Raw genomic sequence first — 13,513 nt, 5'->3', positions numbered from 1 at the left:
CCTATGTCGGTCGAGGTGGCGTCACGAGTGCTCGAAGTGCGGAACAGCAACCGGAACTCTTCGCCCACCTCCAGGTTCGCCGGGAGGAGCGGCCAGTCCTGGGGCACGATGACCGGGCCGACCTCGTCGTCACCGATGGCGAACCGGAACGGTCCGCCTGAGGGGGCGGCGAGCCCTTCCACGACGTTGGCATGGCTCGGCGCACGCGCCCCGGTGCCGAAGCCGATGCTCACGTACGGCTGCGAGCGCCGGTCGTTGTCCACTGCGGTGAAGCGCAGCGAGGCGGCGGCGGCGCCCGCCTCGATGAGCACCGCCGGGTTCTGCGCGCTGTGCGGAGAGTCGGTCAGCAGCGTCACGCCGGGCTGCGAGGCGGGCACAAGAGCGAGGGTGTAGTCGTCGGAGACCGTGGCGCCCGCCACGGTGAGCGGCACCGTCACGGTCTCGTCGCCGATCAGAACCCGCCCGAGGTAGACGCTGACTGGCTTGTAGTGGCCCATGTTGCCCTCGCCGGGGATCTCGGCGATGTCGCTGGACGTCGAGTTCAGCGTGACGCTCAGCCCCCCGCCGTCGTCGTCGTTCAGCCGGATGGCCGCCGGGGTGACCGGCACCGCGGCGGCGCCCGCGATGGTGCCCGAGACGGTGATCTGCTCATGGGTCTCGTCGTCGTTGTCGTCGGTGGGCGTCAGCGTGAAGGTCTCCGTGGCCGAGGTCTGCCCGGCGGGAACAGTTATGGCGAACGTCGAGGGGGTGGCTGTGAAGTCGACGGCGCCCGCGGTGCCCGAGGGCGCCACCGTCACGTTCACCGTCGTGTCGGAGGCGTCGGCCGGGCCGTTCAGTGCGGCGGTGACGGTCACGGTCACCGCCCCGCCGTCCTCGGTCACCGTGGGCGTATCGACCGTTAGGGCCGCTAGGGGCGCCGCCTTGTCGATGATGGTCACCGTGGCGGTGCGGATGGCGCCGACCTGGTAGTTCGAGCTGTCGGACAGGCGGAGGATGATCGTCTCGCCGTCGTCGTCCAGCGCGTCGTCCCTAACGGTGATGCGGATGGTGCCGGTGCCGCCTCCTCCGACGGTCACGGGGCTGTAGATCCTCCTGTAGTCGCCGCCTGAGAACCTTCCGGTGGCGGTGCCGGCGACGGTGTAGGCCACCTGAAGGTTCGACGGCGGTGCGGGGGACGCGTTCACGACGACGTCGATGTTGCGCCTGCCGCCGGCGGCTTCGGTGGCGGTGTAGGTAGCGGCGGCGAAGCTCACCGTCGGGGCGGTGGACGACTCGCGCAGGTTGACTGTGACGCTGTCCCGGGCGCCGTAGCCGGACGCGGTGTGGTTGATGTTGACCGTGTTGTCGGTGCTGTCGGCGTCGGCGAGGCCGGTCACGGTCACCTTGGCGCCGCTCTGCCAGCCGGCAGCGCCGACGGTGACGCTGGCGGGGGCAGTGACCCTGTTGGTGTCTGCGGAGCTGACGTTGACGGTGAGAGCGCCGCCGGGGTTGGTGGTGGGGCGCACCCAGTAGCTGGCGGTGTCGCCCTCGACCACGTTGAGCGAGCGGGGCGCGGCCAGCAGCCGCGCCGGGGCCCCGTTGTCGACGATGATCAGCTCGGTGGACGAGTAGTAGGGCGCAGGCCGCACGCCGCCGCCCACGTTGGTGGCCCGCTCGGGGCGGTCCAGCGACGCCACGTTGGCTTCCAGCGTGACCTTGACGGTCTCGTTGGTGTTGTCGCGGTCGGGGTTGGGGGAGGCGAAGTGGATGGTGGCTTCCTGTGCGCCCCCGCTCATGCGCAGCACGAGCCGGTCGCGGTTGGGTCGCTGGAGCGACGACGACAGGGGGTCGGTGATGAGGCTCACGCCGGTACCACTAGCTCGCCAGGTCATGGCGCGGGCCCGCCGGAACGCCGAGCCCCGGCCCGACAGGATCGCTCCGCTGCTGCTGTTGAGCAGCAGCGGCACGTCGATCACCTCGCCGGCGGCGAGCGGCCGGCTCAGCGAGACCGTCACGGCGGCGGTCACGGCGGAGTTGTTCTCGGTGAGGAACGGCCCCGCCGGATGGATCTCTACCAGGGTGGGATCGTCGTCGACGATCTCGACGTCGATCGGTGCGGCGGTGACGCTGCCGTAGCCGGAGACGGTGTGGGCAATGGCGGCCGAGCGGTTGGCGTCGTCGGCGGTGGTGTCGCCGCCGGCGGCGGCGGCTACTGCGACGGTCAGCGGTTCGGACCAGTTCTGGGGCGTGAACGTCAACGTTGCCGACGTGGCGAACTGCCCGTCGCCGCCGGCGACCACCACAGCGGCGTCGGGCGTGACGGCCACGGTCACGTTCCCGGCCGGTTCGGTCGCCAGGTGCACCGTGTAGGAGTCGGTGGCGTCGGAGGCGTCGGGGTTCTCGCTCACCCGGGTGCTGCCCGCCGACTCGGTTATCACCACCCCCGGGTCGTTGTTGAGCACCGTGAGGTTGAACCGGTTATCCCTGCCGGCGAGCGGCACGACACCACCGCCGACGTTGGTGCCGTTGGCGACGGCGCTGCCGAGGCGCAGCCACACCACCGCCGACTCGTCCGCCTCGCTTACGTCGTCGTCCACGGCGCGCACTATCACGGTTTGGGAATTTGAACTCGGCCCGGAGAAGGTCACCACCGAGTACAGCGATCCCGCGGTGCCCGAGATGGGTCCGGCGCTCACATCGTGCGGCGAGTTCACCTCCAGCTCGAGATCGGACGGCGTCAGATCGGCTGAGCCGGTGATCTGCACGCGCACCGCCACCGTCTCGCCCTCGGTCAGCGCGCGGCCCAGGGACAGATCGAATGTCATGTGGCCGCCCTCGGAAATCGAATTCGTGGACTCCGATCCCAGATTGACGGTGGTGGCGTCGTCGTCGGCAATGGTGACCGTGGCAGCGGCGTTGGCGCCGATCTCGTAGGCGTCGTGGGGGTTCAGGGTGACGATGACCGTTTCGGGCGGCTCGTCGGTGTCGTCATCCAGGACCGTCAACGGGATCGACGCGGTGGTGGCACCGGGCGCCATCACGACTTCGCCCGAGGTCGCCGTGAAGTCGCTGCCCGAGGTTGCGGTGCCGGTGACGGTGTAGCCGACGGTGGCGCCGTTGGGTGGCGCCGGGGTGAGGCTCAACTCCATCGTGGCGGTGCGGCCCACGTAGGTCTTGGCGGTCTCGCGCCGTACCGGCTCGTCCTCGGAGGCGTCGTAGGAGGTGGCCGCGAACTGCACCAGCGGCAGCACCGGTTCCTCGTCGTCTTGGACGTTCGCCGTCACCCGCTCGGTGAGGCGGTAGCCGCGGTCGCTGCTCGAGGCGGCGAACGTGAGGGTCACCCGGCGCCATCCGCTGGGGTTCACGCTGCTGTCGTCCACCGCTTTCACCGTCACCGTCTGCGGCACGAACGCGTTCTGGGGGGTGAACGTAAGCTGCGCAGAGGTCGCGAACGCCGTGCCGTCGCTGCTCACCACCATTGCGGTGGCGTCGCTGCTCGACACGGTCACCGTCACCGCCGCACGGGGCTGCGACCGGAGCTGCACCGACAACGTGTCGGTGCCCGACGGCTCGGCAGTGAAAGTCAGCCCGTCGCTTTGGGACACCTCCATCCCCGCAGTGTCGTCGTCGATGATCGTCGCCTCGAATACGTTGCTGCCTTCACCGGGCACAGCGCCGCCGGACACGTTGGTGGCGAGCCCCGGCGCGTCGAGTGGGGCGAGCTCCACCGTGAAGATCTCGTCGTTCTCGTCGATCAGATCGTCCACCGACCACACCGTGAACGCCGCCGTGCGCGCCCCCGGGCGATTGAAGCGCAGCACCGGCTTCAGCGTGGCCTCCTGCTGGATCACCACGCCGGTATTCGCCGCGCCGTCGGTGAGCGCCAGCGAGAAGTCCGTGACGGTGAAGCCACCACTTCCCCGCAGCGACGTCGCCAGCAGCTCCAGCGGCACGTCGAGGATCTCGCCCGCCTTCAGAGCCCTGTCCAGCGTCACGGTGAACGTGGCCGAGCGCTCGGCGTCCACCGTCGCCTGGGTCCGGCCGTCGCCTGCGGGCGCAGGATCCTCGGCAATGTTGCCGCTGTCGGTGCGGGTCAGGGTTACCGCTATGCCGTCGTCATCGGCAATGGTTACCGTCGAAGACAGCACCGAGCCCAGGGTGTACCCCGAACCCTCGTCCAGCGTAACCACGATGGTCTCGGGCGGTTCCCGGCTGCTGTCGTCCAGCACCGACACCGGTATCTGCGCCGACACCGCCCCCGCAGCCAGCACCACGCTGCCCGACAACGTAGTGAAGTCGCTGCCCGCCGTGGCGGTGCCGGTCACCGTGTAGGCCACCGTCACCGCGGCTTGCGGCGGCGTCGCCGACAGCCGCAGGGTCACGCTGCGACTGCCCGACGCCTCCCCCGCAAGATGCGTCGAACCGTCCAGCCACACCACCGGCACCGACGGCACATCACCATCGACGATCAACACATCGAACCGGTTGTCGACCGTGACCGGATCGCCGTCATCGGACGCCACCACATCTTCCGCGACGTTCGTCGCCAAACCGGCCGCGTCGAGGTCGCCCAGAGCGAGCACCAGCACCTCGCCGGTGTCCTCGTCGACAGAGTCATCGGTCGCGGTGATCGTCACCGACGCCACCCCGGCGCCCGCGCCCTGTAGGCGCACCACCGGCTGAAGCGAGGTCGCTTCGCGCAGCGACACGCCCGTGTTCGCTTCGCCCGAAGTGAGCGAAAGCACGAAGTCCTCATGGGTCACACCCGCACCCGAAAGGTCCAATGGCACATCCACCGTCTCGCCCGACACCAGCGCCCGGCCCAACGTCACCGTGAAAGTCGCAGTGCGGTCCGACGACGAAGTGTCCTCGCTGATCGGGCCGCTGTCGGTGCGCGCCAAAGTCACCGACACCGAGTCGGGGTCGGGTGGGTCGGGTGGGTCGCCGCCGGTGAACACCACGCCGTCGCCCACCAGCGCCGAGGACGCCACCGTGTCGGTCACCGTCCCGGGGCCCTGCACCGTCCCGGTGAACACCAGCGACTCACCCGACAGGGTCACCACACCCGGCGCCACGGTCAACGTGTTGGTCAGCGCGGCGGCAGACGCGGCGGTCACTTCGACTGTGGCTTTGGACGCGGCGGGGCCGGTGAACACCACCGATGCACCCGACAGCGTCACACCCGTCGGGCTGCCCGCCAGCGCCAGGGAAAAGTCGGTGCCGAGGGTGCCGCCGGTGAAGGCCAGCGGCACGGTGACGGTCTCGCCGTTCAGCACCAAGGCATCGAGCGACACTGTGACCACCGCGGTGTCGCTGGTGTGGTCGGCGCCGGGGCCCAGCGCAGAGGTCGCCTCTGCCGCCGCGTTCAGCAGGCCGAGCGTGCCCACCGGCCCGATCGGATCCGAATAAGCCGTTTCGGAGGCACCGCTTCTCTCCTGGTAATTCACCCCCAACCGCAGGTAGCGACCCACATCGGTGGTCTTGACCGGATACTCCGCCTTGCTCCATCCGTCCGACTGCAAGATGGTCCCCCTCGAGTCCCCGTCATCGGAGGCGAACCATGCGAAGGTCAGTAAGACGCCTGGGCCGGGGTCGCCGTCGGGGTCGCCGGTGATCGACACGAACCGCAGCGTCGAGCGGCCCGCCACCGCCACACCGGTGACCGTGACCGTTTGGGGGTCGCCCTCGTCCACGTCTCTGACGGTGACGGTGACCGGTTGGCGCACCGGCGTGGCGGTGCCGTCGGCACCGGTTGAGGTGGCCACCACCACCAGCGCGATCCGCGGTGTGACCTCCTGGTCCAGGCCCTTGCCGGTGTAGGTGATCTGGCCGGTCGCCGCGTCGATGGCGAAGCCCAGGAAGGGCCCCGGTTGTGCCAGTGAGTAGGTCACCGTGTCGCCGTCGGCGTCGGTGGCGGTGACCGGCGAGCCGACCCTTACCGGCCTGCTTGAGCCGTCGGTGTTCTCCCGCAACGTCAGATCGTTCGGCGGTGGGTTGAACACGGCCTCGGTGAAGGTCGTCGGTGCTTTGCGGACGCTGTCGTACACGTCCACCGCCACCCCGAAGCCCGGATGGCCGGCCGCGGTCAACGACACGAACACGGTCTCGTCGTCGGTGTCCAAATCGTCCGCCGCGGTCAGCGTCACCGGCTGCGGCTCGTCCCAATCAGACGTGCTGAACGTCAGCGAACCGGGCGCCACCCGCACCGCCAACGCATCCAACGACACCGCCGTCACCGACACATCGCCGCTCGGCTCAGCGCTCAGCCGCACCTGCACCGGCTCGGAGCCCGCGAGGGCTTCGCCCTCGACTAGGAGCACCGACCTTGGCCACGCCAACACCGCCGCCGCGGTGGCGTCGGCGTCGATGACCTGCACCGACGCCGAGACCGGCACGCCGCTGAGGTCCCGCTCTGGACGAAGGCCGCCGTCGGGCCCGTTCCCCGCGGTGGCCGCCAACCTGATGGTCGCCAACTCGTGGATGCTGTCGGTGTCGGTGCCGGCGGCCAGCGTCAGCTCCGCATACCCCACGTTCACGCCCTGTTGGGACGAGCCGGTGAAGACCACCACCGGCGCCAGGGTGCCTGCGTCGCTCACCGACACTCCCGGACGCCCGTCGGCGGGCTGCGAGACCACGATGTCGCCGGCCTCGACACCCGCACCGGTGATCGCCAGGGGCACCTCGATCTCTTCGCCCGCGGCCACCACCCGGCCCAACCGCACGGTCAACTTCGCCGTCGACGACGCATCGCCCTCCGCCGCGAACCCGCCGCCGGAGATGCGCACCGCCATCGGCGGCGGCGGCGGCGCATCGTCATCATCGGACAACATGATCGACGCCGGCGACACCACCAAACCCGCAGGCACCACCGACGCCGACACAGACACCACCTCGTCAGGCTGGTCAGTCTCGTTGGCTGTGGGCGTCAACGTGAACCTCGCAGACGCCGACCCGGCGCCCGCCGGGATCGTCACATCGAAATCGTCCACAGCAGCGAACCCCACCGCCCCCTCAACACCCGAACCATCCACAGACACCGACACCACCACATCGGACTCGAACCGCGACTCGTTCGACAGCTCCGCCCGCACCCTCACCCTCGTCGCCCCGTCGCCCTCGGACACCTCGTCGGTGTCGACGCTCAACAGCACCTCCGGCGCGGTGTCGTCATTGGTGATCTGCACCGTCCGCGACGTGTGCTCACCCAACGTGTAACCCGAAGACGGCAACAACGTCACCACCACCGTCTCAGCACCCTCCACCCACACGTCATCGATCAACGACACCACGATCTCGCCGCGCGACACCGCGCCCGGCTGCGAGCTGCTCAGCACGTAACCCTCCACCACCAACAACGCCGAAGGCGACACCACCGCATCCGCGCCCGCCTTATTCGCCTCCGTGCCCACCCTCGCAGTGCCCGACACCGAATAGGCCACCTTCAAGCTCTCACTGGACCTCAACGGCTCCGACAACACCACACCCAAACGCGCCACCACACCATCGGTCTCCACCACCGACACACCACCCGACGACACGAACGACACCTCCGGCCTTTGGGCGGTGGCGTCGCCGTCGGCGATGGTGACGGTGAGGGTCTGCGGGCTAGCGCTGTAGCCGCCCGCGGTGACGGTGTGGGTGAGCGTGACGGTGGCGTCGGTGCTGTCGCTGTCGTTGTCGGCGGTGACGGTGACGGTGCGCGGGGTGTACCAGTCCCCAGTCGTGAACGTCACCGTGGCCTGCTCGCCGGCCGTGTCGGGGTCGGTGTCGACTCGAAGGTCGGCGCCGGCCTGCCCGCTGACGGTGACCGTGGTGGCCGCCGGCGGCGCCGACGCCAGGCTCACCTCATAAGTGGCCGACAGCCCCTCGGCCACGCGCAGCGCCGACGGGGCGATCACCAGCCCCGCCGGGCCGTCGTCATCGACGATGGTGACCGTGATCACCGCCGGCTCGCCCACCTCGCCCCGCTGCCGGCCTTCTTCGGGCTTGCTGAGGGTGACGGTGAACGTCTCGTCGGGCTCCGGCAAGTTGTCGTCGTTGATCGTGAACACACCGCTGACCGACGCCGCCTTGGCACCGAATTGCAGGTTGGTGACCGTGTTGTCGTAGTCGACGCCTGCGCCGGTGCCGCCCGGCCCGCCGGTGGCGGTGCCGTCGTCGGGCGTCAGCACGACCCTCGACACCCCCCCGACGGTGTCGCGCTCGACGGTCACCCGCACCGACCCCACACCCTCGCGCACCGTCACCGCCGACTGCGTCAGCTTCTGCGTGGGATCGTCATCGTCTGTGATGAGCACATCGCTAGACGATGACGAGCCGACCGTATACCCCTCCCCCGCCGCTAGGCGCACCTTGAACAGCTCGTTGTCCTCAATCACCACGTCCGCAGTCAGAGCGATCGTGAACGTGGCCTCGGTCGCGCCGGCCGGGAACACGAAGGAAGCAGTTGGCGTGTAATCGGTGCCGCTCACCGCCGACAGGTCGGTGTAGCTGAGCCCGACGGTCAGATCAGACGTCGGCGCAGCCGACGCCACCACCGTGAGCGTCGCCGACCCCCCATCCTCATCGACAATGGTGAAGTTCTCCTTGAACGACAACTCCGCATACGGCGCCGTGAACACCGGCGACAACCCGTAGTAACGACAGGCCGTGGGGGCGGTTGGACCAAGAAGACCCTCATCACAGGGAATGGAATTTCCGGCATCGAACGGATCAGAGACGTGCGACACCGCAAGAGTCTTATTTTTCTCCCACAGATGCTGGGGGGCTGGTTCACAGTTGTTCCGCATACCGGTGAAGATGGCACGATTCCCCGGGATGGCTGTGCCGTCCTCGTAACTCCTGTTGGACGGGGGGCCGTCCCAATCCCCGTCACAGAAGTCGAAATAGTTGTCCGCAACCTTCTCGGCGCCGAGCGCGTAGATCGCAATACCCGCGTCGGCAGCGCTCACCGATCCGTCCGCCCACAGCACCGCCGGCGGATCGTCACCGCTGAGACTCGTACCGTCCCACAACCCGGCGTGGACACGACCGTCCGTGTCCCCAGTGCTGCCCAACACCCCGAACAGGCCCGCATACGCCCTGATGTCGGCATGACCATGGGCGACGACCGTCCGCCGCACGTGCGCGTCAAAGCCGGCGATGCCCTCAGCCACCGGAATCTCCAGGCCCCTCCTCGTCGCCAACAGCAACCGGAACTCGGCGCCGACATCAAGACCCGACGGCAACAGCCCCCAGTCCGCAGGCACCACCAACGGGCCCGTCTCGTCGTCGGCCAGCACGAAGACGATCGGCTCTCCGAGCACCGCCACGTTGACGAGTTTCCCGCTCGGGGCGCGGCCTTCGGTGCCGTAGGCGACGGTCACATACGGCAGGGAGCGGTAGTCGTTGTTCACAGGGGTGAGCCGCAGCGTGGCTGTCTGCGTGCCCGCCTCCAACAGCACCGCCGGGTTCTGCGCGCTGTGCGTCCCGCCGGCGGTAACCAGCGTCACACCGGCCTGCGTGGCCGGCGCCAGCGCGAAGGTGTAATCGTCGCCCACGGTCGCCCCGGTCACCGACAGCGGCACCGTGACCGTCTCGTCGCCGGTTAGGGCACGGCTCAGCGTCAGCGTGACCGTTTTGTAGCCCGTCGAGTCGCCGGCGCCCTCGAGCGGGTTGCCGTCCGCGTCGCCGCCGGAACCCGCCAGCGTCACCGTCACATCCGGCGCGTACACCGTGAACACCGGCGACATCACAATCATGGGGCGTTTGAAGCTCTTGGCCCCAGTCGCTCCCGAGAAATTGTGCGCGACGAACTCTTGCCCCAGCTCGTTATTGGGGGTACCGACACCTCCGCTGTCGCTGCCGGTCAATACCGATTGACCGCGGGGTGTGTCGCTACCGCTCTCGAACGTGGAGCGGGTGTTGTCAAAGGATCCGTCGAAGAAGTCGAAATAGTTGTCCGCCGCCTTGCGGGCGGGCGTCGCGGCCAACCAGTAGATCGGGACGCCCGCGTCGGCGGCGGAGGTCGAGCCGTCGGCCCACCCCGAGCCGTCCCACATCCCGGTGTTCTCCCGGGCGTCCACCTCGGCGGTGCTGCCAAACACCTTCACGAGGCTGCCGTAGGGCACTAGCTCGGCGTGGCCGCCGCGGGCGACGACACCCTGCGCCCAGCGGTTGTAGACGTCTATGTCGGTCGGGCGGGCGTCGCGAGCCTCCGAGGTGACGAACGCCAGCCGGAAGCTCTCGGCCCGGCGTATCGCGGGCGGCTTCAGCGCCCAGTTCTCGGGCACCTCGAGGGTGCCGGTCTCGTCGTCGGCGATGGCGAAGACGAGCGGCACACCGGTGGGGCTCGTCGCCCCTTCGGGCAACCCGCCGGATATGGGCTCGCCCGCGTCGATGGCCACGGCGGGCCGGCTGCGCCGGTCGTTGTCCACCGGCGTGAAGCGCAGCGTCGCCGCCGTGGCGCCTGCCTCGAACCGCAGCGCCGGGTTCTGCGCCGTGTACGTGCCGCCGGTGGTAACCAGCGTCACCCCGGCCTGCGTGGCCGGCACCATGGTGAGGAGGTAGTGCGCGGCCACCGTCACGCCGTCCACGGTGAGCGGCACGGTGATCGTCTCGTCGCCGGTGAGGGCTCGGCCCAGCGTGACCGTGATCGTGCGGTAGCCCGTGGGGTCGGTTGCTCCCTCGACCACGTCGCCGTTGGGGTCTCCCCCCGTTGCCGACAGCGTGACCGACACGCCCGCGCCCTCGGCTTCGGTGGCAACGTTGAAGCGGTTGTTGATGGGGTGCGGGCCGGCGCCGCCGCCTACCGACGTGCGGGCCGCGACGGCCTCCGCGTTGAACGCGCTGGGCGGCGCCACCGCCACCGTCACCGTTTCGTCGTTCTCGGAGACGGCGTCGATGTTGGTGGCCATTACCAGGGTGGCCACCTGCACGGTGTCGGTGGCGTGGCCGACGAACGTCACCGTCGGGCTGAGGGTGTTACCGCCGGCGAGCGTCGCACCGTGGTTGTCGGCGGTGGACTTGGCGGCGACGGTGTACTCGCCCGCGGTGACGCCGGCACCCGAGAGCACGAGAGGAGCCACGAGGCGCTCGCCCGCATCGAGGCGCCGACCGAGCGTGACGGTGAACTCGGCGTCGGCTTCGGCGCCCGAGCCGTCCTCGGCGATGGGTCCGCTGTCGGTGCGGGCCACCGACACCACCGTGGCGTCGTCGTCGCGGATGAGCGCCGAGGTCTGCGGATCGGTGGTCGAGACGGTGTACTCGCCGGCGCTGCCGCAGTTCGGATCGGCTGTTTCAAGCACCGTGACGGTGACCGTGCTGTCGCTCTCGTCGGTATTCGCGTCGGTCCACACCACGGGCAGCGACAGCTTCCCGGTGGTGGGGATCGTCACGGTCCGGTAGCCGGTGTACAGGGCGTTCAGGCGCGCCGTCCCCACCGACAACTCCTCGGTGACCTGCACGCAGACCGGCAGCGGCAGCGCGGGCGCCGGGTCGGCAACCACATCGAAGGCGATCTTCTCATCGGACTCGTCGTATGCCCGCAGGCCGTCGAAGACGGCGCCGCTCGGCTGCGTCACCCCCACTGCGATCCCCGCGCCGCCGTCGCTGCGGGCAATGGTGACCACAACGGCCTGCGGCGGGCCGGGGCCGTAGCCGCTCGGCAGCGACGAACCGAGCCACACCACCACCGTCTCGTCGTTCTCGCCCAGATTGTCGTTCTCGATCCCCAGCCGGGCGGTGCCCTCGGCCTGCCCGTCGGCAATGCTGACCCCAGCCGGGAGCCCGTAATCGCTCGACTGGGCCGTCGTGCCGGCCGACCGCAGCCTCACCGGGAACTGCAACGCCCCGCCGGAGCTGTTCGCCGATCCCAACGTGGCCGTCAGGGTCACCGCCGCGTTGTTGACCTCGGCAACGGTTGCGGTAGCGGCCCCTCCCACGGTTAGCGACACCGGCAGGAGGCTCGACTCCTCCACCAACACATCGACCCCGCGGCCCGGCACGTACCCCGCCGACAAGCCGTCGGCGCCCACCCCGAGCAGCAGCCACTCGACCATGTCGCCGCTGCCGTCGGCCTCGGCGCCGTCCGCGTACACCGTCAACGGCACCGAAGCGGACTTCTGGCCCGCCGCAATCGTGATCACGCCCGCCGGCACACCGCCCAACCCGAACTCGTCGGCGGACGGGGCCCCGGTGGCGGGCAACTGCACCACCGGCACGGTGATGCTGCGACCCACCGGCGCGGTGGCCACCGTCGCCGTCACCGTCACCACCGAACCCTCGGCGACCGCGTCGCCGCTGCCGGCAGGCACCAGGCTCGACGACGGCGCCGCGGTAGGTGAGATCGACAGGTCCACCGCCACGTCGGACGAGCCGTTGTGACCGATGTGCACGTCGACCGATGCGTTCGCCTCGCCGGCGGGGAGCGACGGCGGCATCGCCTCCAGACGCAGCACATGGCCGGCGAAATTGCCGTCATCGACCAAGACCGGTATGCGCAGCATGAACCGCGTCTCGCCGGCGGGGATGGTTAGAGGATCGGAAGCCGACCCGTGAACCTCGCTGAAGACCGAACCGGTGCTTGTTCCCTCCAACTGGTACCGGAACCACACCTCAAGATCATCGGCCAGGGCATGGTTCAGCGAGCCGGTGACGACCACCTCGCCGCTTCGCTCGTCGACCACGTACGCGGCCTGATCGAAGCTGACGGTGTAGTCGTCCTCGACGATGTTGATGCGGGTGGCCACCGGGACCTTTTGGGGCGGGTCGCTGTCGGTCAGCTCCACGGCGGTGTCCCAGCCCGACGGCAGGCTGCTCGTGGTGATCCGCACCGAGAAGTGCTCGCTGGTTTCGAGTTGGTCGTCGTCGGCGGTGGCGATGGTGATGTCGCCTGAGGTTTGGCCGGCGGGGATGGTCACGCTCCAGGGGCCGGCGGTGTAGTCGTCGCCGGCGGTGGCGGTGCCGACGCCGGAAACGGCCTCGAGCCCAATGGTGGTGGCGGCGCTGCGGGTCTGTGACAGCACCACCTCCACGGTGGCGTCGGAGCCCTCGTCCACCGAGTACTCCGCCGCGCCGAGCGTGACCTGCGGCGCCGTGGTGAACACCGGCGACAGGGCGTAGTAGGGATAGCGCGCGTGCAGACTATTGGAGACGCTGGTGCTGCGGTCGAGGGGATTCGAGTTGTCACCCTGGGCGAGTGGCCCGTGGGTCACACCTGATTCGCCCACGGCACGTTTCGGCCGGCAGTTGTTGTTCATGCCCGTGGGGATACTGAACCGGGTCTCGGTGCTGCCGTCCTCGCGCTTGATGTGGTTGTTGCCGTCGCCGGGAGCGAAGCGGTTGTCCCAGCTGGCGTCGCAGAAGTCGAAGTAGTTGTCCGCCACCTTGGCGCCGACGAGCCAGTAGATGGCGGTGCCCGCGTCGTCGGCGCTCGTCGAGCCGTCGGCCCAAACCGAACCGTCGCGCAGGTCGTTGTGCACGGTGGCGTCGACGCCAATGGTGGCGCTTCCTACACTCCTGTGCGTATTGACGAACGCCCGGAAGAAGCCCGCGT

At 69.3% G+C, this 13,513-nt stretch carries 1 protein-coding gene; it reads right to left on the bottom strand.

The genetic code is table 11. The annotated features are described in order from the left end of the window. Nucleotides 1-13,217 (bottom strand): Calx-beta domain-containing protein (locus ACOOGG_RS02795; protein WP_420432061.1); only part of this gene is annotated, 13,217 nt, incomplete at its 3' end. Between the last annotated feature and the right edge of the window lie 296 nt (nt 13,218-13,513).

The sequence above is a fragment of the Candidatus Poriferisocius sp. genome (assembly GCF_965214065.1).
Taxonomy (GTDB): domain Bacteria; phylum Actinomycetota; class Acidimicrobiia; order Acidimicrobiales; family Bin134; genus Poriferisocius.
This window is presented reverse-complemented; position numbering and strand designations above follow the sequence as displayed.